This window comes from Deinococcus sp. Leaf326 (assembly GCF_001424185.1).
In the GTDB taxonomy this organism is placed as follows: domain Bacteria; phylum Deinococcota; class Deinococci; order Deinococcales; family Deinococcaceae; genus Deinococcus.
Map to the genome: position 1 here is coordinate 1 of NZ_LMOM01000031.1, position 25,835 is coordinate 25,835.

The window sequence follows — 25,835 nt, forward strand, 5'->3', positions numbered from 1 at the left end:
AGAATGCGGGCACGCTCCCAGAGAGGCTGTGACTTCGACACTCCCAGACTCTCGCGTCTGGGAGCGCTTTTTTCGTCTTATGCAGGTGCAACTCCTGAGACCTACCGCCGCGAGGCTTTCCAGACGCCAGAGACCCTTCGGTTGCTTGAAGAACGTCTGATCGTCAATAAGGAACGGTTCGTCGCGGGGAGCGTGAGTGTTGGCAAACGTGTCGAAACACATCAAGAAAACGTAAGTGTCGCCCTCCAACGGGAGGAGATCCTCATTGAGCGCCGTGCAATCACTGACGCACGTCCAGTCGAAGGGGTTGTGTTCGGTGCACGGGAACAGACCTTCCAGGTTGATCTGGAGGCAGAACGCGCCAATGTGAGTAAACAGGCGTATGTCGTCGAGGAAGTCACAGTGGGCAAGCGAGCGGTCACCGACACCCAGACTGTCACGGAGACGGTCGGTCGGGAAGTACTGGACGTAACGAAAACTGGTGATGTTCAGGTGACGACACAAGGTCAATCTCAGAAGTTGCACCTGCATAGGACGAAAAAAGCGCTCCCAGACGCGAGAGTCTGGGAGTGTCKAMGTCACAGCCTCTCTGGGAGCGCGCCCGCATTCTGACAGACCGCCTCCTCGCCGTCCCTCCCACGGCTTACCAGCGACGCAGCCTCGGGGCTGCGTTCTCTCTTTTTCTCAATCCAGACGTGAAGACGGCTCTTCACCGAGCCGAGCTCGTCAGCGCCAGTGCCCTCAGTCGCTTCTTCAACGCGTACGACTGGGATACCACCGCGTGCTGGACCCTCCTCAGAGACGYCCAGTGGGACTTCCTGCGCCAAGCAGCCAGGCGAAAACATCATCCGTGCCTGCRGCTGAGTGTCGATCTCACCAGCGTCCCGAAAACGGGACGCCAGCTGCCGTTCGTTCGTGTCTACAACGAGGTCCACGGCATTCRCCTCGTGATCCTYTTCGCAAACTCACGGAACGCTGAAGTTCCCAGTGGGGTACCGGGTGTACCGCGGCAAAGGGACACCTACCCCTGTCACGCTGGCCCGGGACCTGCTGCGCAGCGTGCCGGACACCATCCGCACCCGGTTCCGGGTGCGCGTCCTCGCGGACAGTGGCTTTGAGGCGGCCACCTTTCTGGACGAGATTCGGATGCTGGGCTTTGAATTTGTGGTCGGCGTACGATCGACCAGGCGCACCGAGCATCCTGGCGTCGTCACTGTTGCGGATTGCCCACATGGTGGGTATATCGAGCTCCAGAATTGGCCGCACGACACCCTGACGCTCGGCCGCGCCCAGCGCGGCCAGCGCGTATTCCATGCCGTGTCCTCTGAGTTGATGGATGGTGACGAGGTGATCTCAGAAGGGGCGCAACGCTGGCAGATCGAGTCGTTCTTCAAGGAAAGCAAGCATCAGTTCGGGCTGAACCGCTTCGCCTTGCGGACCGCCCGAGGATTGGATCGGTGGCTGCTGCTGATCTTCGTGGCCTGGACGTTGACCCTGCTGGACGCACAACCGGGCCAAACGCTGGCGAGCAGCGCACGTCGTGCGCTGCTCGCTCTCCAGCCGGAGCTGTATCTCAACCGCCTGCTGCACCTCTTCACGAAAAACGCGGAATTTCTCGGCCAGCACGGCTATTCACTGTCCTATGCGAGGTGCAACTTCTGAGTCAACCGCTTGCTGCACTTCTTCACGAAAAACGCAGAATTTCTCGGCCAGCACGGCTATTCCTAGTCTTGCTTCTGTCTTATCCTGCCTGCTTGTTAGATGTAGTAATAGTTGTTTAATCATGACTATCGCCCTCGGCCACCATGCGCCGCAGCAGGCCCGGATCGGCCNAGCTGTATCTCAACCGCCTGCTGCACCTCTTCACGAAAAACGCGGAATTTCTCGGCCAGCACGGCTATTCACTGTCCTATGCGAGGTGCAACTTCTGAGATCTACCCTGCGACCTGGCTGAATTCTGCGGTGGCTATCGCGAAGCCTAGGCCGCTGCGTGGGTCCCATGAGCGATCAATCTGGAATTGACCAGCCATGACTTGGACAGGCCCAGTGGTGAGTTCGACTTCTCTGACGCGCTGTCGGTGGAATGACCTACTCTGCACCCATGCCCTCTTTCCTCCACGACAGCGCATGACCGCCCCACCGCTGACGTTCTGGCAGGCCCGTGTTCTCCTGCTGATGACTCTGGAGACTCAGTCCGTCAACGATGTGGCCGTCCGAATCGCCCTTCGTGGCGCCATGTTGGACCTGTCCCGCGTGCAGGAGCTCCTGAGGGAGTTGACTGCGCTCGGCCTATTGGAGTACACGCCGAAAAGGGGACACGCGGCTGGGCGTTACCAGTTGGGATCGGGCTCAGTGGTTGAGGATGCGCTCGATCAAGCCGATGTGATCGTGAGAGGGAATAGGCCGCACTCGACGCGCCAGAAGTAGATCGCCCCTGCGAAGATCCCTCATTTCTGGGGGGCCAACTGACGCGGCTCTCGAATAGAGGTATCTCTCACAGCACCGGCGATAAGCGGGACGCTGCCAGAAGATGCGCCGCGCTTTCGAGTGTGCTGGGTTCCCGAGGCCCTTCCTTCTGAATCATCGAAACCAGCCATGATCTGAACCTTCCTGGACTTCAGCGGTCGACGTGGGCCTCAATCTGCTCGATGCGGTACAGCACGTCCTGCTTCAGGCTCACAGTGATGGTGTTGCCGACGCGGCCGCCCTGAAGTTTGGAGCCGACAGGACTGTCTGGACTGACCTGAACGACCCCGCCGAGTGCGCCGGCGGCTTCAGCTGCAGTGACGAGCTGCACGCGCTGTGTCTTGCCGGAGCCCAGATGGGTCAGAAGCACGACGTCGCCGAGCTGCACCACGTCGTGGGTGCCAACGGGTGCCTCGAGGATCTGAGCGGTGGCGAGCAGTTCCTGAAGCTCCTCCATGCGTTCTTCAAGCGTGGCGAGTTGCTGTTGGGCTTCGACGAGGTTGAGGCTTTCAGCCTCGTTGGACTCGAGCTGGTCACGCACGTTATCTCGGGCTTCATCGAGGCGAACCTGTTCGCGCTGCAGCGTTTGCTGGAGGCGCTCGAAGCCGCGGGCCGTCAGTTGGGAGGGGGCAGGCATGGATAAGCCGGAAGATAGTGCGGCGTCACGTGTTCGTGCTCCCAGGGTTCCCAAAGGACGCTGAGGGTTTGTGCGGGTGGAGCCTGTGTCCTTGTCGCTCCTCAAGCGTTCGTAGGTTCTCTGTGACCAAAAGGTCATCGTGCCGAGCATCTGAAGTCAACTGCTTTGAACCACTTTGCACACCACTCGGTTCCGCCCCCGGCGTTTGGCCTCATAGAGTTTCTGGTCCGCAGACTCCAGAAGATCAGTGAACCGCCCCTGGCTCATCTCACAGACCCCGATACTGACGGTGACGCCCCCGCCTGGCAGGTGGGGGAAGGGAAGATTCTGAATTTCACGGCGGAGACTTTCGCACTGCGCCGCCAAGTGTGCTGCGGAAGCTCCTGGGCGGAGCCAAACGAACTCTTCTCCGCCGTACCGCGCCGTTACGTCCTGCGGCCCTGACCAACGCGCAATACTCTGCGCGACCTGCTGGAGGACTTCGTCGCCCTGAAGATGCCCACAGAGGTCATTGATTTCCTTGAAGTGATCAATGTCGATCATGGCTGCCGACAAGAGGGCGGAGGAAGACGCCCTCTCAGCCAGAACCTCTCCGCGTTCAAAGAGCTGGTGGCGGTTGGCTAGGCCGGTCAAGCTGTCCGTCTGACTCTGGAATTGCATCTGGGTGTTATGAGCTTCGAGTTGTTCGACTTGCCCCTCAAGTTGGGCCCGGTGCTCCCGTTCCCGCTGCGCCGCAGCCTCGAACGCTGCTGTACGGTGAAACACTTCGAGGATGCGCATGGCCTGAGCGTCGTCAGCGTGGTGTTGGCGACGTTCAGTTCTCAGGGTCTGACGCAGGTGCCTGAGGGCCAGGTCATCGCGCCCGAGAGCCTCGTACGCTTCACTCAGTTGCTCGTGAATCTCCGCGAACAGGGTGGACGTCTCCGGAGGGTGCATCCAGCGCAGGGCTTCTTCAAGCAGTGAGACCACCTCGGCAGGTGTGGCCTTGCGGGCCAGGGCCAGGGCCGTTTCAACCTGAACCTCTGGATGCGGGTGACGCTGTAGCGCACGCAGCCGCGCTTCAATCTGCTGAATCCGGGCGCGATTGCTCTCTCCAGGCAGGTGGTCCAGGGCCGACAGGGTCGCCCTGAGTAGGGCCGCTTCAACCTCTGGCATGGTCTGCAGGGGGGGATACTCCAAGGCCTGCTCGTAGTGGGCGAGAGCGTCCTGGGGTCGGCCTCCCTTGGCCGTCAGGGTGCCCAGGTTGAGGTGGGCAGCCATGGTGCCGTGGGCATATCCGGTCTCCTTGAAGAGCCGCAGTGCCTCAGTGAGGTGAATCTCCGCGCGGTCGGCATTCAGGAAGCGCTGGCTATACCCCAGGTCGTGAAGCCCGGCGCCTTCCTGCTCCAGGTCGCCGATCTGCCGGGCCGTCTGGATCTGCTGTCCGTAGAGTTCGGCGGCGACAGCCAGGTGTCCGGCCTGAAGTTCCAACCCTGCAAGAATTCCCAGGGCGCGGGCCAGCCAGGCATCCGGTGGACCTGTCCGGAGGGTCTTAACCGCCGACGTGATGAGCTGACAGCTCTGGTGGAAGTCTCCCAGCCGCCACGCGAGGTAACCCGATATGGTCCGGTAGTAGGCGAGGGCGGTGGGGGCGAGCTGGTCGTTGCGCCGGGCGGTGACAACCGATTGGAGAGCGGCTCGGTCGCGGTCACGGTTCTGCCAGGCCATTTCGAGCTGCGCGTGCGTGTCTGCGTCGGTATTCATGCCTGGTCTGACCCCTTGTTGAGTGTGCCTGTATTGCGGAAGCGCAGCGTCTGGTGCGTCGCAGACCTGCTGGTTTCCGGCTGGTATCAGCTCCTGCCTGTGCTGCGGGGATTGTTGCAAGTCTGGTCATCTACAGGTGTGGGGAGCACTGCTCTCCTTTCTGGAGGGGTGGCCCAAGCCTCTTCTGGAACAGGGTACGCTCAAGCGGGCTCCTGAGTGGTCCGGATTCGTTATAGGGGTCTCTGTGTTCCGAATAAGCTGAACCGGATGCAGCACGATGGAACCTATCTGGAGTCGTTTCGGAATATTCAACTTCTATCACCCAAGTCGTCACAGCGCTGGAAAGCCTGTGGTCGCGGGCTGGTCTTACTCCTGGGTCGCCCAGCTTGGACCTGTCAGCAGCAGCTGGCGTCGAGTCACCCCTGATCGCACACCGCACGAGATTGCCGATGAACAGGTCCAGCACGTCAGCAGGCTATTGCCCCCAGGGACCGCATCACCGCTGTYCGTGTTCGATGGTGGGTATGATCCGATCCGTCTATCGAAGCTCAAAGACGCTGACAGAGTCAGCGTCCTAGTCCGTGTGCGGCGGAACCGACGGTTCTTCTTTGACGTCACGACGCGTCCGGGTCCCCAGGGAGGTCGCCCACGCATTCATGGGGCCAAGTTTCTGTGCGCGGATCAGACCACCTGGCCGGCACCCCATCTGGAGCATCTGGACACCACGGAGCAGTACGGGACCGTCCACGTGCGTGCCTGGACGGGGCTGCACGTCAAGACCACTCAGGACACTCGACCAGGATCGCGTCACTTCAAACCGACGTACAGCGGGACGGTGTTGTTGTTGGAGGTTGCAAAGTYGCCCCGGGAAACACGTCAGCCACAGGCCTTCTGGCTYTGGTGGCGGGGTCCAGGTGTACCGGATCTGGCGATGCTGTGGCGTGCTTACACGCGTCGGTTCGATCTGGAACATACGTTTCGCTTCTGCAAACAGACGCTGAACTGGGAAACGCCACGTCTACGTCACCCGGAGCAGGCGGACCGCTGGACGCTATTGGTGCTGCTGGCCTTCACCCAGTTGCGCCTGGCTCAGCCGGTCGTGACCGATGTCCGTCTTCCATGGCAGCGACCACAGGAACGTGGTCGCTTGACGCCAAGTCGAGTCCGGCAGGGTTTTGTCCAGTTGCTGGTGCCTCTGGGAAGTCCAGCATGCGCGCCAAAACCGTCGGGCCGTTCACCAGGACGACCCAAAGGGAAGTATTCAGGCCGAGCGCCTCGCTTCCCGGCTCTGAAAAAGACTGCCTGACGGCCTTCGTCCCCGTTCACCAGGACGACCCAAAGGGAAGTATTCAGGCCGAGCGCCTCGCTTCCCGGCTCTGAAAAAGACTGCCTGACGGCCTTCGTCCCCATAACAGGCGACCGCGACAAGCGCGGTCGGCTTAAATCACGAGCTAAAGATCATGGTGGATTGGGCCGTGAGTTTGGAGAACTCGGCGGTTCGGGGAATCTTGCGGCTGATGCCGATGGCTCTGGCCTCTTCGACGAAGTCGGCGACGTGGGGGTAGTGCTCGGCGCCGATGATGTCCACGAGGTGGTACACGTCGCCGCGCTTGATGAGGTTCATTCCCTGAGTGCTGAAGCCCATACGGGCGAGGTCGACGGCCATGGAGTAGTCGATCAGGAACTGCTCGATGGGCGCCCCACCGGCGCTGAAACCGCATTCGGCATAGATGTGGCTGGCCTGGCGGCCGGGGCCGCATTCGCGGGGACCGCCCTGAGCAGGCGTGAGGGCAAGGTCGAGCAGCGTGGTCATGGTCAAGCTCCTNATAGATGTGGCTGGCCTGGCGGCCGGGGCCGCATTCGCGGGGACCGCCCTGAGCAGGCGTGAGGGCAAGGTCGAGCAGCGTGGTCATGGTCAAGCTCCTCGGAGGGGGAGGACGCGCCTCCCCAGGAATTTCAGTTGCGGAGACCGAGATTGACGCGCCCATCACGGACCGTCGCAGGTGGTCTATTCGGCCGGGCCGGTGGGGCAGGTAGCGGCAGACTCGGCGTCGGACGTAGTAAGTCCAGCAGATGCTCGAGCGGCACGTTCCGGGCCTGGCACAGCCGCTGAACCTCGGTGGCGAGCTCCTGAATGGGATCTTGAGTGATCTCCAGGAGTGGCAGCGGGGACAGATCGAAGAGAGCGTCGATGCTGTCCTCACGGTCTTCGACCCGCCGGGTCTGGCTGAGTTTGAGGTCGGCGGCCGTGAACTTCTTGCCAGCGTCCAACTGGCGTAGGGCAGCGTCAATGGCGTCCGCCTGATAGTCGGCCGGGAGGTTCGCCATCTTCTCGGCGACGCCTTCGGCCACGCTGACCCCGACATGGACGAGAATGTCCTCGGGCAGGTCCAGTAGCTTGAGGCGCTTCTTGATGGTCTGGACGCCAATGTGGACGTGTTTGGCAAGTTCGGCAACGCTTCCGAATTGACCTTCTTCGAGAGCAATCTTCCAACTGCGTGCCCCATCAATGGGGTTGCTGCTGCGGGCAGCGTTGAGGATGGCGCTGGCGGCCGCGATCTGGCCGCGGGTGCCGTCCGTGATGATGGCGGGGACCGTGTCGAGGTGGTAGCGCAGGGCGCTGTTCACGCGGCGGTCGCCGTCCACGATCTCGTAGGGCTGTTCCGGGTTGCCGCTGAGCTTGAGGAGCACACTCTGGAGAACACCCAGTTGCCCAATGCTCGGAATGACCTCGGTGATGTCGGGGGGGATGATCAATGTTGTATGGACCTGGCGGATCTTCGTGTCGAGTGGAGAGCTGAACAGATGGCCTTTCAGGGTTATGACGACCTCCTTGATACTAAAAAAAGTCCCCGCGTGAGCGGGGGAGGGTGCTGGGCCAAGTCTTAGCCCAGGTCTGTTGATCCTTGGGCCAAGTCTTGGCCCAACCGCTGCAAACCGAGATTCTGTTGTTCTACGAAAGAAGTGTGCAGTAGTTACTTGAATTGTTGTACAACTTTTGGTAGAAGTATCACGTGCCTGAGATTGACGTTCTGAAATCTGCGGAGTTTCGAGCGCAGTTGCCTCGGGTTCTGCGGGATGCACAGGCAGGACAGCCCGCACTCATTGAGCAATACAACCGACCTGTTGCCGCAGTGATTTCCACATCCGATTTCTGGCTCCTTCAATATGTCAAAGCAAGAGCCACTCAGGAGAACCCTATGCAAGCACCCATTCGTCTGGCGATCAGCAATATCAGTGGAGGAGAGGGCAAGACGACACTCGCCCGCGAGCTTGCATTTGCTCTTTCAGGCCGCGGGTACAAAGTGGCGCTTTTCGACCTTGATCCCCAGGCGAGCTTAACGAAGGGGCTTGGCCTCCACACATCAGCTGACGCACCTGCGATGCGTCCCGAGTCCACGGTCACTGCAGTCTTCCGCACGGACCAGCCTGGAGCTCTGCCAGCCCCCATCCATATTCGTGGGGTTGACGTATGGCCTGCCAACGACTCCCTGGGAGAGGCAGAAGGCATTTTGATGGGCGACTTCACGCGTGTAGAGAATCTACGCCTAGCCGTTGACGATTTATTGGAAAAGAATCCATATGATGTCGTGATCTTTGACTGCAAGCCGCAGAGGACCAATTTTCTTGCTGCAAGTATCGCCGCGGCCGATCACATTATTTTGCCTGTCAGCGGTATGAAAGGTGTAGAAAATACGGATCAGATCGCAAAACTGTTGCGAACGGTCAAACCCTACTCTCCGAAGATCGCATTGCGTCTGATCGTGCCGAATAGAATGAAGGCGCAGACGCGCCACCACAAAAATCTTCTTGCTTTTCTAGATGAGAATTACCGCCAATTCGCTCCTATCAGTCGGCCGGTCAGAGACTCGACCGCAGTTGTAGGATCGGCCGCCGAATCACGAGAAAGCGTTGTACAGCACGCGCCGAATTCTGACGTTGCGGGCGATTTCCAGGCTGTTGCAGATGATCTCCTGTCTGTTCTTGAGATAGGCGCATGACGAAGAAGCGCCCCAATGGTTTTGCATCCGCCGCCGGTCTCACGCTGGGTCTGAATGCTTTGGCCGATGTTACGGGAACGGCGCAGGCACAGCGGGTTCTCTTGCAGCAAGTCGAGATTCAACCCGGCCATAACCCACGTGGACAATATGATCAAGACGCCTTCCAGCCTGAGCGACTCACAGGTCTGATAGAGAGCATTGGCAAGGAAGGTATTCTCCAGCCTATCTGGGTTCGCTCACTAGGTCCTCAGCGTTACGGTCTGATTGCTGGAGAACGTCGTTACAGAGCAGCTCAACTGGCTGGATTGACAGAAATACCCGTACTGGTCTTCGAGGCCAACGAGGAAAGAGCGAGTCTACTGGCGCTCATCGAAAATGGGCAGCGTGAGGAACTGCATCTCCTCGATGAAACCTTTGCAGGATTCAAGGCTCTGGAGGCGCGAACCGGTCTGGCCGGCAGCGAGTTGATCAACTATCTCAATCAAGTTCGCAAAGGAAGAACGGAGGATATCCACCAGGTCGAGCAGTTTCTGAAAGAGGTTTTCGGTACTGGTCTGAGCGTCTGGGTGCAGTTCCGTGCCAAAGTTTTCGCACTGACGCCACAAGAACTGGAAGCTGTCTGGAAGGGAGAGATGGAGTTCAGTGTTGCCGTGGCTCTAACCCGCTTGCCCGAAGGTAAAACTCGCTCCGCTCTTCTGGAACAAGCCCTTCGAGAAAACCTAACTGCAGCAGCAGTGAAGGACGTCATTGAAGGTGAGCGGGTGATTTCCAAATCGACGTTCCAAGAGCAGATCAGCAAAATGAAGAAGACTCTTCCCAAGCTTTCCCGTCTCGAAGGGCAACGTGCCAAAGAAGCTGAAAAGCTTCTGCGCCAGCTTGAAGCACTGATTGATGGGAGGTAAAGAGGCAGGTCAGTCGGCGGCATTGTCCCAAGCCCGACCGTGCCCGACCAGCTCATAGAGGTAAGCCAGCATGCCCAACTGCCGAGCATCGAGCAGCGCAGGATCGGGATGAGTGCACGCGGCCGTGAGCTCCAGGCGGTCGCTTGGACAGTACATGTCCTGCCTCAGGAAGATCTGGCGCCTCGCTTCCTGAAAGCCCCAGGCCCAGTCAAGCGGAAGAGGACATCGGCGTTCCGGCCCGCGCAGCGGGCAGTCAGCCGCAAGAGAAACAAGCGCAGCAACAGGCGCAGGAAGGCCGTTCAGCAGGTCGCCAAGCTGCACCGGACGGTCGCAAGGCAGCGACTCGATTTCCACCACAAGACCGCTCTCAAGCTCGTCCGGGAGAACGACTTGATTGCTCACGAAGACCTCAACGTCGGCGGGATGGGGCGGGGCAACTTGGCCCGCAGCATTCACGATGTGGGCTGGAGTCAGTTCTTTTCCCTCCTTTCCCAGAAGGCAGAATGGTCCGCTCGGAAAGTTGTTCGCGTAGACCCCCGGCACACCTCTCAGCGGTGCAACGCCTGCGAGCACACCTGCCGGGAGATCCGGGCGAGTCAGTCGCGGTTTCGATGCGTCGCCTGCGCTCATGTGGACAATGCCAACCTGAACGCAGCGCGGAACATCCTGGGGCGGGCCGCCCCTTCAGGCAGCAACGTAGCGGTAGTCAACGCAAGCGTTGCCTGACCTACCAACGGATTTATCCGTTGGTAGGTCACAGATACGCCCCTCTAGCTGCCGCGTCCGCCGCCCTGCCGGTCTTTGCCTCATATACCTTCCGCAGCACCACAGCACCCAGACCTGCAAAGCTGCCCAGCAGCCGCGCGATAGGGCTGCCCAGGGTCAGCAGGAAAGCCAAGCTGATAGGAATTGACGGGTTCAATACTCGTAGACCGAGAAATCGGCCTTGAGGGTCTCAGCCTGCTGCAAGTGCCCACCTTCGAGCTCCCGGGCGACGAGGGTAGCGAGCAGGGCGGTCACGCTGATGAAGGGAGCCAGCGAGGCAACCACCTCCGAGCCTTGGGTAGGCACGCGAAGACTGTGATGGGCGATCTTTCCGAGGGGGGAGGCGCCCTGGTCGGTGATGAGCAGCACCGTGGCCCCCTGGCTTTTCAGGGCGGTCGTGACGCGCGTGGTGGCGCGGCTGTACCGCCGCAGTGTATACACCAAGGCGACGTCCTCAGCGTTCACTTCCAAGAGACGCTCTGGCTGGCCGCTGAGGGTGTCGGCCGAGTGCGCCCGGACACGCGGCCGAAAAGGTGAGAGCAGCGACTCGGCGATCAGTGCCACGCCGTAGGAGGACCGAGCACCGATGATCCACACCTGTCGCGCCTGCGTAAGCGTCACGGCGAACGGCAGCAACTGGCGCTCCCCGATGCCCTGCAGACCCTCAAGATTGGCTCGCTCACTCGCCCAGTAATTCGCGGCTACGGCGTCCTGCCGCCCAGGCTGTTTGACGCCTAGAGTGGCGCGTAGGTCCTGACGCACCAAGCGCTGTAGATGTGGGTACCCTTCGTAGCCGACCCGCTGACTGAAGCGGGTGATCGCTGGACCACTCACTCCGAGGCGCTCAGCGATCTCGCCGGCACTCAAAAACGGCAGTTCCTCGGCGTGGTCGATGACGAAGCGGGCAATCAGCTGGTCGCGCTGCCCCAAGGTATCTAGTGCGGCGCGCAACTGTTCGACCACCGTGCTAGGCGGGGCAACCGATGTGGGAGAAACCGTCGTCATGCCTGGCTCACGCTACACGCTTTGCGGTGCGCGCGGATAGAGGCGCCCGCCGAACCGCAGGAACTCGACCTGCCCGCCCTCGCCCAGTAGGAATTCCACGCCGAAACCGTCAATGTCGCCGCCGCCGATCACCGCCCGGTCCGGGCCGATCAGGCGCAGCGCGGCGCGTTCGGGCTCCTCCTCCGTCAGGGTGGGCAGGATCAGCGTCAGTGTGCCGTTTTCGACAAGCAACTTCACGCTGACTGGCAGACCGAAGACCGCGTACTCGCCGGCGAGCGCCTGTAGTCGCTCGGGCGGGAGTGAGTGATCCTCGAGGACGGGAGTGAGGAGGCCCAGCACCTCGCGCTTGACCCAGTCGCTGAGCCGGCGGTGTAGCGCATGCCCGTTCGACGCGTTCGTCATGGCGATGAAGGCCACACCCCGGTCTGGGGCAACCCAGAAGTCTGACTGTTGCCCTTGCGTAGTGCCGCCATGACTGAGGATCAGCGTGCCGGCCGGCCGGTCCACGAACCAGCTCTGGCCCATCTCGCCGCTGCTGCCAGGAAATCCGTTGAGAGACAGCCCAGTGGGCACGGTGCGCGCCCAGAGTGCACTCCGGTCGAGAGCCCCCAACAGCGTAGCTGCAGCCATTTGGGTACCTACAACGTCAGGATTACCGGAGGGGACGGGGACGGTGCCAGTCATCAGGTACCGAGCGTAGCGGGCCATGTCCTGCACGGTCGACGAGCACGTGCTGCCAGCCGGTGCCGCAGAGCGCATCATCATCCAGGGGCGCTGCACGGCCATCTCATCGCCGATCTTGTTGTGCCCGGCCGCAAAGCGGTAGGTCATGATCTGATTGGCGCAGAACAGCGTCTTGGTCATACCCAGCGGCCTGAGCACGAGCTCTGTGACCACCGCGTCGTAGGTCAAGCCGCTGAGGACCTCAATGATGCGCCCGGCCACGTAAAACCCGGCGTTGTTGTAGCTCCAGTGCCCGCGCAGCGGCACCATCTGCTCCACGCCAGCCAAGACGGTGACCACGCGGGCTACCGCGTCGTCACCGTCGCCAGTATCCTCGAACAGGTCCCCCTGGAAGCCGCCCTGGTGGGTCAGCAGATCACGCACGGTCAGCTCGGCCGCCACTGACTCATCGTTCAGCCGGAAGTCCGGCAGGTGGGTGTGGACCAGGTCGTCGAGCTTCAGTTTGCCTTGCGCCTCGAGCACCGAGAGGGTCAGCGAGGTCAGGGTCTTGGTGGTACTGCCGATCTGGAAGAGGGTTTCGGAGGTGACCGGTAGGGGATGGTCCAGGCTGGTCACGCCCAGGTTCACGAAGTGGTCGCCCTCCGGCGTCAGCAGCCCGAGGGTCACTCCGGGAATGCCGTACTCCCCCAGCAGGCGCCGGGCTTCGTGTTCGAACTGCTCAGCGAGGTCGGTGTGGATCGGTGTTGCAGTCATAGTGAACCCCCTTGCAGAAGTGAGCGAGCCGGCACACCCTGTGCGCCTAGTTCCGTGTTCATACGAGCGGCGCTACGTGCGGGGCAGGTTGGCGCGCAGCACGCGCAGCCAGTTGCCGCTCAACGTGCCCTCACGGTGTTCTGGGGGCACGGCGTCAGCCAACCGCGGCCAGTCGGCGGCGTCGTCGAGCTCCTCGGGACTCTCCTCGCGTCCGGCGCCGGCGTCGAGATCCGAGCCGATCCCTACGCTGTGCCACCCAACCAGTCCCGCCACGTAGGCCCAGTGCCGCGCGACTTGGTCTTGCACGCGTACCGGCACAGCCCGCTCACGGAGGGTCCAGTCCGCGTCGAGAAACGAGTTCATGAGGTTCAGCCCGATGACGCCGCCATGGCTGCCAATCGCACGGATCATCTCGTCGCTGAGGTGCCGGTCAGAAGGCAGGTCAGCGCGTTTGGCGGAGGTCAGCAGGGCTCGGGCGTTGCTGTGCGAGGCGATCAGAGCGCCAGGAGCCGTGAGGTCCACCGCTTCCCAGAAGGCCTCTTCCGCGAGATGTGACGCGTCGTGCAGCGCGCCACGTTCCCGCATGGCAGCGAGCAACTCGCGGCCCAGTGGCGTAAGGCCGCGCGGATCGCCGGTGCCGCCTGCGTAGCGAGTGCCGGTCCAGGCGAGCCCCACCGAGCGAACGCCCTGGCGCCACCACCAGTCAAAATCGTCTGGCGAGAGGATGGGATCAGCGCCTTCGATAGTGAGGACCACGCCCGGCACTGCATCTTGCGGCCAGCGGTGCAGGTGGTCCTCGAGGTCAGGCAGACTCCGGATCAATCGCAGGTGACCGCCGTCTTCCCAGCGCCGGTACTGCTTCAGTTGCGCCGTCGCCTGGGCGCGCGCCTCGGCGGGCGTGGTGTAGCCGCCCGGGTGCGCTGAGACGAGATCTTGCGCGAACGAGAGGCTGGCCGGTTGGGCGTACAGCGTGCCGAACACCAGCGCGATGCTGCCGCGCGCCAGATCCGGGAGCGTCAGCATGATGTTGTCCCGCGTGCGCCCCTCGGCCCGGCGGATCTCGGCCACCCGCCGCGTGAGGTCGCGCCCGTTGGCCTGACTGCTCCAGGCCAGGTCGAGGTGGGCGTCCACGATGAGGGGTACGGGGGAAACGGCCACTCCGAAATCAGGCGCTGGGGGTCGGTGATTCATGGGTCACTCCTGCGGGACGGGCGCCGGGGCCGTACAGACGGCGCCCAGGACGGGCACCGGTATGTTCGCCGCCGCGCAGGACCGGAACACCGTTCACCCAGACGTCACGCACCCCTTCGGACAGCTGTTCCGAGTGGGCGTAGGTGGCCAGGTCACGCACGCCGGCCGGGTCGAAGATCACCACGTCCGCGAAGGCCCCTTCACGCAGTTCACCTCGCCCCTCGAGGCGTAGGTGCCGCGCCGGCAGGCCGGTCATGCGGTGCACGGCATCTTCCAGGGTCAGGACGTGCTGGCCGCGAACGTAATGGGCGAGTAGCCGCGTGAAATTCCCGAATGAGCGGGGATGACCGCCGGTGCTGCCGTCTGTCTGGGCGGCCGGGTCACAGCCCGCCGCGTCCGACCCGAGCATGACCCAGGGTTCGCGCAGCTGCCGCTCAATGTTCGTTTCGCTCATCAGGTGAAAGAGGCTGCCGACCCGGCCGGGCTCGGCAACGATCAGGTCGAGGGCCGCGTCGATCCAGTCCTGACCTCGCATGCCGGCGATTTCCGCCAAAGAGCGGCCCACGTACGGCTGGTGATCTGGGTGACGTAGGCCTACCGGGAAGACCCCCTTGGGGCCAGCCAGGCTGCCCAGAGGCTCCCAGGTGCCATCCGGCTCGAGCATTGCTTGGCGGATGCGGGCGCGCTGCGCCGGGTCGTGTAGACGCGCCCGCAGCGCGTCGTCCTCACTCGCCCAGGGCGGCGTGACGGCCGACAGGCCCGTCCCACCGGCGGTGTAGAGGTACAGGTCGGCGTGAATGTCGCGGCCCGCAGCCCGCTCCTGGTTCACCCGTTCGATCAGCGGCTCCATCAGCGGCCAGGCGGGGCGCCCCGCAGCCTTGAGGTGGTAGAGGTGCAGCCGCGCGCCGCTACGAGCGGTGATGTCGAGCGCCTCCTCAAGGCCGGCGAGCAGGCCCTCGCCCTCGGAACGCATGTGGGTGATGTAGATGCCGCTGTACGCCGCGACCTCTCGGCAGATCGCCACGAGCTCGTCGGTGCTGGCGTAGCTGCCGGGAGGGTAGATCAGGGCGGTGGCGAGGCCGAAGGCGCCGTCTTCCATCGCCTCGCGCGTCAGCTGGCACATCCGGCCGAGTTCCTCAGGATTGCTCTCCCCCTGAGCGTGACCCCGAGCGGCCATCCGCACGGTGGCCCCGCCAAGGAAGGAGCCGAAGTTGACGGCGGCGCCAACCTCCTCCTGCGCCGCAAGCCAGTCCCCGAAGCGGGTCCAACCCCTGGAGCAGGCCGCCCAACGCTCGTCGCCACCGGGCAGGCCATGCACAGGAAAGCCGTGCGGTTCGCCGCTCACGGCGGGCGCGGGGGTCCAGCCTTCACCCATGATTTCGGTGGTGACGCCCTGCGTCACTTTGCCCAGGCTGCGGGGGTCGTGCAGCAGTGTGGCGACTGAGTGACTCATCACATCGATGAAGCCAGGGGCGACCACCTGCCCTGTGGCGTCCATCACCTCAGCACCGGCGGGGGCGGGCGTGCCGGGCGGCACGATCCGGGCAATGCGGCCGCCTTCGAGCAGCACCTCTGCCCGCCGGCCGGGCGCGCCGGTACCGTCGATCACGGTGCCGCCTGTGATCCAGACGGCGTCGCTCACACCTCTTCCAGCGCCGGCAGGGGCTGGGCCGTCACGTCGTCGCGTTGGCGGGGATAGAGTCGCACGACGACTTTCAGGAACTCCACCTGCCCCGCTTCATCTCGCAGGAAGTCGATGGCGTAGCCGTCCATGTCGCCGCCCGTGATGATCGCGCGGTCCGGAGCGATGAAGCGCAGGGCGGCGTCCTTGGTGCCGCCGGCCGCCGTGTCGGGAATCAGGAGGGTCAGCACACCGCCGCGCACTTCCGCTTCCATCTTGAGAGGTTGCCCGACGACCAGGTACGTACCGGCGAGCTCCTGAAGTTCGGCCTCGCTGGGCTGATGATCCGCAATGTCAGGCGCGGTCAGGCCGAGCACCTCGCGTTTGACCCACTCGCTGAGCCGGCGGTTGTAGGCGTGGCCGTTGCTGGCATTCGTCATGGCGATGAAGGCCACCTTGCGGTCCGGGGACAGCCAGAAATCCGACTGGTGGCCCATGGTGGTCCCGCCGTGACTGAGGATCACTGCGGCGTCGTACTGGTCAATGAACCAGCTCTGCCCGATCTGCCCCTGGTCGCCGGGGAAGCCGTTGAGGGCGATACCGATAGGCCGCACCGGCGCCCACAGCCGGCTGCGGTCGAGTGTGGCGAGGCTCGTGACGCCGGACGCCGCGCCAACCTCGGTGGTAGTCTCGCCGGTGTCCGTGTCCGTCTGGACTGTGGGTACCGTGCCGGACATGATGTAGTGGGCGTAGCGGGCCATGTCGTTCGCGGTCGAGGAGCAGGTGCTGCCCGCCGGTCCGGCCGAACGGACCATCTGCCAGGGCCGCTGCACGACGAACTCCTCCTCGATCTTGTTGTGCCCCGCAGCGAAGCGGTGGGTCATGATCTCGTTCGGAAAAAACAGGGTCTTGGTCATGCCGAGCGGCTTGAGGACAAGCTCGGTTACGGCCGCTTCCCACGTCAAACCAGTCACGACCTCAATGACGCGCCCAGCCACGTAGAATCCGGCGTTGTTGTAACTCCAGTGGCCGCGTAGCGGGACCACCTGCGGCGCCTCAGCGAGCAGGTCGAGCACCTTGGCAAGGGCGTCGTCACCGTCGCCGGTGTCCTCGAACAGATCTCCCTGGAAGCCGCCCTGGTGGGTGAGGGTGTCGAGGATGGTCAGCTCGGCCGCCACCGATTCGTCACTCAACCGGAAGTCCGGCAGATAGGTGCGGACCAGATCGTCCCGGCTGAGTTTACCCTGCGCTTCGAGCACCGAGATGGTCAGCGAAGTCAGGGTCTTGGTGTTGCTGCCAATCTGGAAGATGGTATCGGCGGTGATCGGCAGTGGGTTTTCCAGACTCGTGACGCCCAGGTTCACGATGTGGTCGCCGTCCGGCGTCAGCAGTCCGAGCGTGACGCCAGGAATTCTAAATTCCTCGAGCAGGCGCCGGGCTTCGTGTTCGAAGCGCTCAGCCAGGTCGGTGTGGGTCGCTGGGGTCGTCAGTGCAGTCATGGGAACTCCTTGAACTCGGGGGAGGAGGTGGGCGGCGGGGGCGGCGCTTACTTCGACAGGGTGCGCAGGAGGTTGGTGCGGTGGAAGTTCTGGTATCCCTTGAGGGTGGAGCCGGTGGCGGCCCAAGTCAGCGGCTGAGGCAGGGGGAAGCCGTACATCTGCTGGTTGACGTAAGTCAGCAGGGTGCGGTAGAGCGGCTTGCGCGCGCTCTGGCCGACTGCGTTGTTCGCCTGGTCGAGTAGCGCTTCGAGTTTCGGGTCCCGGATGCCTGTGGCGGGTGCCAGGATGCCCTGGGCGCTGTACAGGCCGCGCAGCACGGTGTCGGGATCCGCGCCGCCCCAGGTGAGGGCCGCGACAGGCAGCTTCCCGCCGAGCAGGGCAGCATTCGCCGCGCTCAGTTCCACAGTGTTCACCTGCACATGGAATTTGGGGTTGAGCCGCTCGATGTTCTGCTTGAAGATGCCGGACACCACTTCGGACAGGCCGCTGCCGGCGAAGAAGTCAATGGGGATGGTGAAACCGGTGCTCCAGAGCTTGCCGCCCCAGGCCTGGCGGAGTTCGGCTTCCGCAGTCTTGAGGCTGTACGCAGGGGGCCGCAGGGTCTTGTCGTCGGCCCAGTTGTTGGGTGGCAGGGTGGTGTTTTTCGTCACCCCGAAGCCCCGCAGGGCGTCGCGGGTGAAGATCTGCGCGTCGAACAGCGCTGCGAAGCCCCGGCGGACGTGAACGTCGCTGAACAGGTTCACCGGCATGTTGTCCTCGGCGAGCTGCCCAGCCGGCAGCAGCGCGGAGTTCTTGACGTTCTGGTTGAACAGCACCACTGTGGATAGATCGCGGCTGGGCAGGGACTCGTAGATGGTGACGCCGGCCACGCCCTTGAGTTTGGCGAGCGTGTCGCGGTCCGGCACGATGACGATGTCGGCGTCGCCTTTCTGAAGGGCGAGCACCCGCGCAGTGTCGCTATCGACTTTTTGGAGGATCACGTTCTTGAGAGCCGGAGCGCCGCCCCAGTAGCCGGGGAACGCCTTGAGGATGAATCGGCTCGGGTCGCGTGCCACGAACTGGTATGCGCCGGTCCCCACGGGCTTCTGGGCGGGCACGGAGTTCGCGACGTCCTTGCCGAGAAACGCCGCGAAGTCACTGGCAGTGCCGCTCCAGTCGCCCCCGGCGACCAGCGTCTTGCGGGGCACGATGTAGGCCTGGGACAGGGCGTCGAGCAGGCTCGGGACGTTGCGGTCCAGGGTCAGGACCACCTGCCCGGCCGCGTTGCACCGCACGGCGCTGGCGAGTTTGGCGAAGGTGAAGGTCTTCTTGACGTCGGCAGTGAAGCCGGAAATGCCGAGGATAGTACTGCGCACCTGGGCGGCCAGGGACGTTTCACTGCCGACGACGAAGGTGCGGCGCAGCGAGTACTCGACGTCGGCGCAGGTCATGGCGGTGCCGTCGTGAAACTTCACGTTCTTGCGCAGGGTGAAGGTGCTGACCTTGCCGTCCTTGCTCTGGGTCATGCCGGTCGCGAGGAGCGGCGTGTACGTACCGAAGTTGTTCAGGTACAGCCCCTCGTACATCTGCTGAACGGGCAGCACATCGTACGTGGCGACCGCTTGGGCGGGTTCAACGCTCGCCACGGCCGCCGCGACCTGGTAGACCAGGGTGTCGCGTGGCGTGGCGACAGCTAGCGAGCCCATCAGGGCTACGGACAGTGGCAGAAGGGAACGCATCATAGGCAGACCTCCAGACAGAAGGGGGCGGGTGGACAGAGAACGCGCAAATCGCATCAATGGCGCGGCGGGAAGGGAGCTAGCGGTTGCGGGGATCAAACGCTTCGCTGAGCGCGTCCCCCAGGAGATTCCAGGCAACGCTGTACAAGACGATGCACAAGCCGGGAAAGAGCGTGACGTACCAGTAGGCGAACGGCTCACCGGGCGGACCCTGAATCCATTTCTGGGCCATGGCGATCAACTGGCCCCAATCGGCGAAGCCGAGCGGTGTACCCAGCCCCAGGAAGGACAGCGCGCCCGCCACGATGGGCAACGCGCCCATTTCCAGCACGGCGAGGCTCAGCAGCGGGCCAGTCGCGCCAGGCAGCACGTGGCGCAGCGCGACGCGGCCGGGGCTGGCGCCGAGGCTCTGGGCGGCCGCCACGAACTCCAGTTCACGGAGTCTCAGGACCTCCGAACGAACCACCCGGGCGAGCGCGGCCCAGGACACCAAGCTCAGAGCGATGATGATGTTCTGTAGGCCCGGGCCGAGCGCGGCGACGAGCACCAACATCAGCACCAGGGCGGGAAAAGCAAAGATCACGTCGGTGAAACGCATCAGGAGGGTATCAGCGAGCCCGCCGAAAAACCCGGCGATCAGACCCACGAGGCTGCCGATGGTGAGCGTGATAGCCAGGACTGTGAGTCCCAGGAAGAACGCGGTGCGGGTCCCCCACACCAGGCCGTAGCGGATGTCGTAGCCGCCCACCCGTCCGAGCGGGGCGTCCGGGGCGGGCGGCGTGGGCTGGGCCGCAAAGCCCTGACGGGGCATCTGCAGGCAGGCGTCAGGGGTGAGCAACAGTTCGCGCAGGTACGCCGCCGGGGCGGGCACGGTCTGCTCGGCGCTCATGCCCAATGCCCGGCGGCAGTTGCCCTGCGGCGGGGCGAGGACCGGGGCGAGCAGCGTGACCAGCACGAACAAGCTGATCAGCAGGGCACCGCACTGGGCGGGCACGCTGCGCCGTAGACGGCGCAGTCGCCCGCTGGCGCCGAGTCTGCTCGCCGCGTGCGGGCCCTGGGTGGATCCGGAATTGCCGGCCGTGACGAGGCTCATGCGTACCGCACGCGGGGATCGACCAGGGTGTAGGCCAGGTCAGCCAGCAGATTGACGGTCACCACGATGGTCGCGGTCAGCAGCGCGAAGCCCAGCACGCCAGGCATATCGCCCAGCGCCGCGGCCTGCGCAGCCCAGCTGCCGACCCCGGGATAGCCGTAGAGGGTCTCGGCAATCACGGCGCCCTGGAGCAGTCCGGACACGCTGAGGGCCGAGAGGGTCACTACAGTCAGCAGCGCGTTGCGCCGGGCGTGCTTGCGGACGATGACCCGTTCGCTGACGCCTTTGGCGCGCGCGGTGCGGATGTAGTCGCTGCCCAGTGCCTCGATCATGCTGGCGCGGGTGCCCTTGATCAGGCCGGCACCACTGGCGACCAATAACGTGAACACCGGCAGGATCAGGTGCACCAGGGCGTCCCAGAAGACGTCAAGCCGCCCGCTGAGCAGGGCGTCGACCGTGACCAGGCCGGTCACGTGCCGGACCTCCCCGGTCAGCAGCCGCACGGCAGCGTCGTTGCTGAGGTTGCCGGTGCCGGGCAACAGGTTCAGGACGCCGTAGAAGAGCACCAGAAGCCACACGCCCAGCACGAAGCTCGGCACGCTGTAGCCCACCACTGAGATCACCCGGATGACCGTGTCGACTCTCCGGTTGCGGTGTACTGCCGCGTGACCGCCCAGCCACACGCCCAGCGTGATGAGCGGCAGGAGGGTGTAGAGCGCCAGTTCCAGGGTGGCGGGAAAGCGCGTGAGCAGGGTGGCGAGCACTGGCTGGCCGCTGGTGCGCGAGAAGCCGAGGTTGCCAGTTACCGCTTGGCGGAGCCACAGCCAGTACTGCTCGAAGACGTTGCCGTCCAGGTGGTTGGCTTTGATGATTTCGGGAATCTGCGAGAGCTGCTGCAAGTTGCTGGCGTACGCGGCGGCGCGCTGCTCGGGAGGGACCAGCTGCATCACCAGGACAATCAGCAGGGTCACAGCCAGCAGGATCAGCGGCAGCGCCAACAGCCGGCGGGCCACGAATGTCAGCACGCCGCCGCCTGCTGAAAGAGGTACTGCCCCAGGCTGAGATCTACGTCCACGAGGGTGTGGCCGGCGTGGAACAACTGGCTGAAGAGCGGCGCGCTGCGCCGGCGCCACTCGAGGGCCAGTGCCGGGTCGTCGCGCAGGAGGCGGTAATAATCGCGCGGCACGTGGACGGCCAGCGCGCCAGGCAGGCTCGTCGGCAGATCCTCCTGGAGGGGATCTATGGCGGGCCCGGCGGTCCATGGAGCGTGGACCTGCGCGCGGTCGAGGGACCACACCACCTCAAAGCGGTCAGAGGGCACGCCGGCGTTGATGCCGCCCATCTCGCCGTAGTAATTGGGGTGGTAGGCGACTGCCACGGCGCCGAGCCGGTGGATGTTCAAGTGGGCGTTGGCGAGCAGCAGCGGATCGAAGGTCCAGGTCACGCGGGTGACGTTCCGTTCGAGGCACCACGTCTGCTGAAAGCGTTTGAGCCGCTCGCCGAGCCCCTGGCGCTGGACGTCCGGGTGCACGCCCAGCCGGTGGGAGTGCTGGGTGTCCGCCCGGGCGGTCGGCAGACCCACGAGGTAGGCCCAGACCTGGCCTTGCGCGTCCAGCGCGCCGGCGACCAGGCCACCGGCGCGCTGCAGGACATGCAGCAGCACGGGGTCTTCCGGTCCGTCGCTGTCGCCCCAGACGGTTCGCGCCAGAGGTGGCGTCAGGGACAGTTCCGTCAGGCCGCGCAGTTCCCGGACGGTCAGCGCACCGGTCATACCGGCGTGACCGGCACGGTCACTGGGCCGAGTTGCTCGGTGTGCCGGGTGACGCTCTCCAGGAACGGCAGGTCCAGGGTCACGCCGATGCCCGGACCCGCAGGCACCGGCATCAGGCCACCGCGGGTTTCGAGCGGTTCGTGAATCAGGTCGCGCGCCCAATAGCGTGACGACGAACTGGTGTCACCCGGTTTGGTGAAGTTGGCCAACGACGCGAGGTGAATGTTGTGGGCGCGGCCGATGCCGCTTTCGAGCATGCCGCCACACCACACCGGAGCGCTGAAGGCGGCGGCCACGTCGTGAATCCGCCGGGCTTCGAGGTGCCCGCCGACGCGGCCGACTTTGATGTTGACGAGTCGGCAGGCCGCGGTTTCGAGAGCCTTACGGGCGTCTTGGGCGGTGGTGATGCACTCGTCGAGGCACAGCGGTGTGCGCAGGAGCGCCTGGAGTTTGGCGTGGTCGCGCAGATCATCCCACGCCAGGGGCTGCTCGATGTAGTCGAGGCCGAGGTCGTCGAGCGCGCGCAGGACGTTGAGGTCCGCCAGGGAGTAGGCGGCGTTGGCGTCCACGGTGACTGGCAACGTTCCGAGGGCGGCCTTGACGGCCCGGACCACTTCGACATCCCAGCCGGCCTGAATCTTGAGTTTGATGCGGCGGTAGCCCTGTTCGGCGTGCCGCACGGCGCTCTCCACGGTGGCGTCGACTGAGGCGTGAATGCCGAGCGAGACGCCTACAGGTACCTCGCTGCGCACGCCGCCGAGGACAGTAGAGAGTGGCAGGTTCCGCGCCTGAGCCCACAGGTCCCAGTAGGCCATCTCCACGGTAGCCAGGGTCATGCGGTTACCACGGACGGCGCTTAGGTGGCGTGTGAGCTGCTCGGGGTTCTCCCAGCGCCGCCCTAAGATCCCCGGCAGGATGGTTTCGCGCAGGAGGGCTAATGCACCGCTGATGGTCTCTTCGCGGTACTGCGGTTGAGCGTCCATGACGCCTTCGGCCACGCCGTGTAGGCCTTCGCCGGAGAGGCGCAGCAGGATGAAGGTCTTGTCGCGGATTTCGCCGAAGGAGGTTCGGAAGGGACGCAGCAGGGGTAGGGAAACGACGCGCAATTCGGCACGTTCAAGCAACATGAGCAGCGTCCGGGAGCCGGTGGGCAGAGGATGGGGAAACGGAACTGGGGGGAGCAGATCGCGGCATAGGGCAGCTCCTTCAGGTGTCAGGCGAGCGACACTGAGCGGCGGCAAAGGCAGAACAGTCTGTATTTGGATTTTCAGAAGAGTACGTGATCGCAGAAATGTTTTCAAGGTGTGGCATGCCGCTACCCGGAGACAACTCCATGCCTCTGGACTCTCAATCGAGCTGTCTAACAAGCCTCTCAAAAATCCAGTCCGTGGATCTGAGACGCCTCGGGTGTTGCAGACGCTGTGTAACAACTGCTGCCTGCTCAGTCCGGGCGCTGCGACTCGGTCCAGTGGGTCGAACGGATCAGGAGCGTCGCTTCCCTCATCCGGTTAGCCGTTCCATTTCATCTGGGTCCCGAACGCGGTCGTGAGCCACCACTGCCTCATAGAGGTAGGCCAGCATTCCCAACTGCCGGGCATCGAGCACCGCAGGATCGGGATGAGCGCATGCAGTCGTGGGCTCCAGGCGGTCGCTCGGGCAGTACACGCCCTGCCGGGGGAAGATCTGGCGCCTCGCTTCCTGAAAGCCCCAGGTCCAGTCGAGCGGGAGTGGGCACTGGCGCTCGGGCCACACCGTCCAGAGGGGACGGGCGTGGAGGTGCTGGGGGAGTTCCTGGACCAGGGCGCGCAGGTCCTCCTCGTGGACGAAGACGTCCAGCCAGACCAGAGGAGAGCCCGCCCGACCCACCACATGGACTGCTGCGGGGCCGAAGGGGGAGTGGGCGAAGTGGACGGGCAGCCCGCGCAGGTCGGCGGCCACCTGAGAGAGTGCACTGTTCATGGGAGGGGTCTGTACCCCAACGGGGTGAGGGAAGAACCGTGACGGATAGGGCCGGCATTCCCCTCCTCCCTCTCTGGGCTCCGAAGTGATCTTGCTTCCGGATTCAGGGGACCACTTGGGCTGGTGGGGCGAGGAAGTTGCGGAGTTTCGGCGCGGCCTCGAACGTCACTGCCGCGTTGGGCAGACCGGGGCGAGGCATGTACGGATGGAGCCTGAAGGTGCCGAGCGGGCTCAGGGTGACGTTGCGACCCGCAATGAGCTCCTGAGCAACGGCCGCACAGACCACTTCGACGACAGCCTGTGCAGTGTCGTGGGGGTGGCCGAGGTCCTGCAGCCGGCGAATCAACTCCGCNAATGAGCTCCTGAGCAACGGCCGCACAGACCACTTCGACGACAGCCTGTGCAGTGTCGTGGGGGTGGCCGAGGTCCTGCAGCCGGCGAATCAACTCCGCTGGGCCGATCTCCGGTAGGTCGTGGTCCAGCATTAAAGTGCGTCTGAAAAACGTGCTGGTACAGGTTTTCCCTGCATCAACAAAGGTGGACGATTGGGCTGAGGTGATGCGCCTATGTCCCGATCTGCCTATCCAAACGATCTGACGAACGCCGAATGGCACGTTCTTTTCCCGCTCCTCCCTCCAGAAGCCTCCGTGGGACGTCCTCGGAAATGATCGTTTCGGGAGATCCTGGACGGTATTTTCTACGTCCTGCGGGGCGGCATCGCTTGGCGAGCGATGCCTCATGATTTGCCTCCGTGGCAAACGATCTATCACTACCACCGTCTTTGGCGACTCCAGGGTGTCTGGGAGGCACTCCACACGATCCTTCGAGAATTGGTCCGTCAACGTGAGGGTCGCGCAGCGACCCCCAGCGCAGCGATCATCGATAGCCAATCYGTCAAGACTACGGAAGCTGGCGGGCCTCGCGGCTATGACGGGGGCAAGAAAGTGAGTGGTCGGAAACGTCACCTGCTCGTCGACACCTTAGGGCTGGTCATGGCGATCAAGGTCCACGAGGCGGACATCCAGGACCGCACGGGTGCAATTCTCCTSCTGCGGGATCTCCCCAATGTCTTTCCTCGGATGGGGTACCTGTGGGCGGATGCGGGGTACACCGGGAAACTCGCTGGAGAGATCAASACGCATCTGGGCTGGACCATGGAGATCGTCAAACATACCTGGGCACCAAAAGATGCACCTCCACGTGTTGTGGAGGTGCCGAAAGGATTTGTCGTCCTGAAGCGCCGTTGGGTGGTGGAGCGGACGTTCGCCTGGYTGGGGAAATCCAGACGYATGGCGAGGGACGACGAAGCCCTGGTTGAAACCGCTGAAAACCTCGTGTACGAAGTCATGATCCGTTTGATGGTACGTCGGCTGGCGAAGTCCCCGCCCTGACCTTTTTCAGACGCACTTTATTGATAACGGCATTAGCTCGTGATTTAACTGTTGGCAGCCGTTGTATGCGGCGTTCTGTACCATCGAGCATGAACGCCGTAGCTCCGCTTGGYCGCCTACAGGCCTTCCGAAACGACRTCTATCACTGCTTCGACCATCGTTCGGATGCGCTGTTCAACCTGTTCGACGCCATTACCGTGGCAGGACTGGTGCCTAGCTTCGCGCACCTCAGCTTGCAGGGGCCCTTCGAGCGCGGTCATGGCAGCCTATACGCGGCATTGACCAGGGGCACGCTCGGTACCGAGCGTGCCCCTGAACTGGTCGGCACCACCCTGAACCATGACCAGCCACTCGTCTTCGCCATCGATACCTNGGCATTGACCAGGGGCACGCTCGGTACCGAGCGTGCCCCTGAACTGGTCGGCACCACCCTGAACCATGACCAGCCACTCGTCTTCGCCATCGATACCTCGACCTGGGTCCGAAACGATGCCGAGACCAGTCCGCAGCGTGGGTACTTCTATCACCCAAGTCGTCACAGCGCTGGAAAGCCTGTGGTCGCGGGCTGGTCTTACTCCTGGGTCGCCCAGCTTGGACCTGTCAGCAGCAGCTGGACCGCACCCCTCGATGTGCGTC

The 25,835-nt window shown here is 63.6% G+C and carries 19 protein-coding genes and 6 pseudogenes; 9 read left to right on the top strand and 16 right to left on the bottom strand.

Features of this window, described 5'->3' with window-relative positions; genetic code table 11:
• Window positions 1-612 (top strand): YsnF/AvaK domain-containing protein (locus ASF71_RS22650; RefSeq protein WP_156372735.1); only part of this gene is annotated, 612 nt, incomplete at its 5' end.
• Window positions 570-1,662, top strand: a pseudogene (locus ASF71_RS10665) (transposase). The gene ASF71_RS22650 and the pseudogene ASF71_RS10665, both read left to right, overlap by 43 nt.
• A gap of 955 nt (window positions 1,663-2,617) precedes the next feature.
• Here the strand turns inward: ASF71_RS10665 and ASF71_RS22655 are convergent.
• Window positions 2,618-3,103, bottom strand: a complete 486-nt coding sequence (locus ASF71_RS22655; RefSeq protein WP_162243103.1) for a GreA/GreB family elongation factor — start codon at window positions 3,101-3,103, stop codon at window positions 2,618-2,620.
• 156 nt (window positions 3,104-3,259) lie between these two features.
• Window positions 3,260-4,846 carry a diguanylate cyclase gene (locus ASF71_RS10680; protein ID WP_056299419.1) on the bottom strand — a complete coding sequence of 529 codons (1,587 nt, stop codon included), beginning with the start codon at window positions 4,844-4,846 and terminating at the stop codon, window positions 3,260-3,262.
• 313 nt (window positions 4,847-5,159) lie between these two features.
• Here ASF71_RS10680 and ASF71_RS25605 point away from each other — a divergent pair.
• A pseudogene (locus ASF71_RS25605) lies at window positions 5,160-6,152 on the top strand (transposase); the annotation flags it as partial.
• A gap of 138 nt (window positions 6,153-6,290) precedes the next feature.
• Here the strand turns inward: ASF71_RS25605 and ASF71_RS10685 are convergent.
• Both ASF71_RS10685 and ASF71_RS10690 read right to left on the bottom strand, forming a co-directional pair.
• Window positions 6,291-6,671 (bottom strand): annotated as a pseudogene (locus tag ASF71_RS10685) (hypothetical protein); the annotation flags it as partial.
• A gap of 131 nt (window positions 6,672-6,802) precedes the next feature.
• A complete protein-coding gene (locus ASF71_RS10690; protein ID WP_056299426.1) occupies window positions 6,803-7,603 on the bottom strand; it encodes a ParB/RepB/Spo0J family partition protein in 801 nt (266 codons plus the stop codon).
• Window positions 7,604-7,860: 257 nt separating this feature from the next.
• Here ASF71_RS10690 and ASF71_RS22665 point away from each other — a divergent pair, with 257 nt between their 5' ends.
• The 3 genes from ASF71_RS22665 to ASF71_RS22675 all read left to right on the top strand — a co-directional run bounded on the left by ASF71_RS22665 (window position 7,861) and on the right by ASF71_RS22675 (window position 10,475).
• On the top strand, window positions 7,861-8,847 hold the full coding sequence (locus ASF71_RS22665; protein WP_156372736.1) for an AAA family ATPase: 987 nt from the start codon (window positions 7,861-7,863) through the stop codon (window positions 8,845-8,847).
• Window positions 8,844-9,749, top strand: coding sequence for a ParB/RepB/Spo0J family partition protein (locus ASF71_RS10695; protein ID WP_082505937.1), 906 nt, complete (start codon window positions 8,844-8,846; stop codon window positions 9,747-9,749). Before ASF71_RS22665 ends, ASF71_RS10695 begins: the two co-directional genes overlap by 4 nt.
• 108 nt (window positions 9,750-9,857) lie before the next feature.
• The gene (locus ASF71_RS22675) at window positions 9,858-10,475 is read left to right on the top strand and encodes a transposase (protein ID WP_235514339.1); all 618 of its coding nucleotides are present in this window, start codon (window positions 9,858-9,860) and stop codon (window positions 10,473-10,475) included.
• Window positions 10,476-10,667: 192 nt separating this feature from the next.
• Here ASF71_RS22675 and ASF71_RS10705 read toward each other — a convergent pair whose 3' ends face one another.
• The 12 genes from ASF71_RS10705 to ASF71_RS22680 form a co-directional block, all read right to left on the bottom strand.
• Window positions 10,668-11,519 (bottom strand): MurR/RpiR family transcriptional regulator, encoded by an 852-nt coding sequence (locus tag ASF71_RS10705; RefSeq protein WP_056299434.1) that lies wholly within the window; start codon window positions 11,517-11,519, stop codon window positions 10,668-10,670.
• Between the two features lie 12 nt (window positions 11,520-11,531).
• Window positions 11,532-12,956 carry a serine hydrolase gene (locus tag ASF71_RS10710; RefSeq protein ID WP_056299437.1) on the bottom strand — a complete coding sequence of 475 codons (1,425 nt, stop codon included), beginning with the start codon at window positions 12,954-12,956 and terminating at the stop codon, window positions 11,532-11,534.
• 72 nt (window positions 12,957-13,028) lie between these two features.
• Complete coding sequence (locus ASF71_RS10715; RefSeq protein ID WP_056299439.1) at window positions 13,029-14,147, bottom strand: dipeptidase; 1,119 nt, start codon at window positions 14,145-14,147, stop codon at window positions 13,029-13,031.
• On the bottom strand, window positions 14,122-15,789 hold the full coding sequence (locus ASF71_RS10720; protein WP_056299442.1) for an amidohydrolase family protein: 1,668 nt from the start codon (window positions 15,787-15,789) through the stop codon (window positions 14,122-14,124). The genes ASF71_RS10715 and ASF71_RS10720 overlap by 26 nt, the downstream gene beginning before the upstream one ends.
• The gene (locus ASF71_RS10725; RefSeq protein ID WP_056299444.1) at window positions 15,786-17,267 is read right to left on the bottom strand and encodes a serine hydrolase; all 1,482 of its coding nucleotides are present in this window, start codon (window positions 17,265-17,267) and stop codon (window positions 15,786-15,788) included. The genes ASF71_RS10720 and ASF71_RS10725 overlap by 4 nt, the downstream gene beginning before the upstream one ends.
• A gap of 47 nt (window positions 17,268-17,314) precedes the next feature.
• A complete protein-coding gene (locus tag ASF71_RS10730; protein WP_056299447.1) occupies window positions 17,315-18,988 on the bottom strand; it encodes an ABC transporter substrate-binding protein in 1,674 nt (557 codons plus the stop codon).
• Window positions 18,989-19,064: 76 nt separating this feature from the next.
• On the bottom strand, window positions 19,065-20,078 hold the full coding sequence (locus tag ASF71_RS10735) for an ABC transporter permease (protein ID WP_156372737.1): 1,014 nt from the start codon (window positions 20,076-20,078) through the stop codon (window positions 19,065-19,067).
• Window positions 20,075-21,103 carry an ABC transporter permease gene (locus ASF71_RS10740; protein ID WP_056299450.1) on the bottom strand — a complete coding sequence of 343 codons (1,029 nt, stop codon included), beginning with the start codon at window positions 21,101-21,103 and terminating at the stop codon, window positions 20,075-20,077. Before ASF71_RS10740 ends, ASF71_RS10735 begins: the two co-directional genes overlap by 4 nt.
• Entirely contained in the window at window positions 21,097-21,849 is a 753-nt protein-coding gene (locus tag ASF71_RS10745) for a GNAT family N-acetyltransferase (RefSeq protein WP_056299454.1), read from the bottom strand. The genes ASF71_RS10740 and ASF71_RS10745 overlap by 7 nt, the downstream gene beginning before the upstream one ends.
• The gene (gene menC / locus ASF71_RS10750; protein WP_056299457.1) at window positions 21,846-22,976 is read right to left on the bottom strand and encodes an o-succinylbenzoate synthase; all 1,131 of its coding nucleotides are present in this window, start codon (window positions 22,974-22,976) and stop codon (window positions 21,846-21,848) included. Before menC ends, ASF71_RS10745 begins: the two co-directional genes overlap by 4 nt.
• Window positions 22,977-23,349: 373 nt before the next feature.
• Window positions 23,350-23,808 carry a hypothetical protein gene (locus ASF71_RS10755; RefSeq protein WP_056299460.1) on the bottom strand — a complete coding sequence of 153 codons (459 nt, stop codon included), beginning with the start codon at window positions 23,806-23,808 and terminating at the stop codon, window positions 23,350-23,352.
• A gap of 103 nt (window positions 23,809-23,911) precedes the next feature.
• Window positions 23,912-24,160, bottom strand: a 249-nt coding sequence (locus ASF71_RS22680) for an HU family DNA-binding protein (protein ID WP_235514335.1), incomplete at its 5' end; no start/stop codon positions are given.
• A gap of 214 nt (window positions 24,161-24,374) precedes the next feature.
• On the opposite strand from ASF71_RS22680, the pseudogene ASF71_RS10760 reads away from it, so the two are divergent.
• The 3 pseudogenes from ASF71_RS10760 to ASF71_RS25100 form a co-directional block, all read left to right on the top strand.
• Window positions 24,375-25,199 (top strand): annotated as a pseudogene (locus tag ASF71_RS10760) (IS5 family transposase).
• Between the two features lie 89 nt (window positions 25,200-25,288).
• Window positions 25,289-25,474, top strand: a pseudogene (locus tag ASF71_RS25610) (transposase); the annotation flags it as partial.
• Between the two features lie 98 nt (window positions 25,475-25,572).
• Window positions 25,573-25,835 (top strand): annotated as a pseudogene (locus ASF71_RS25100) (transposase); the annotation flags it as partial.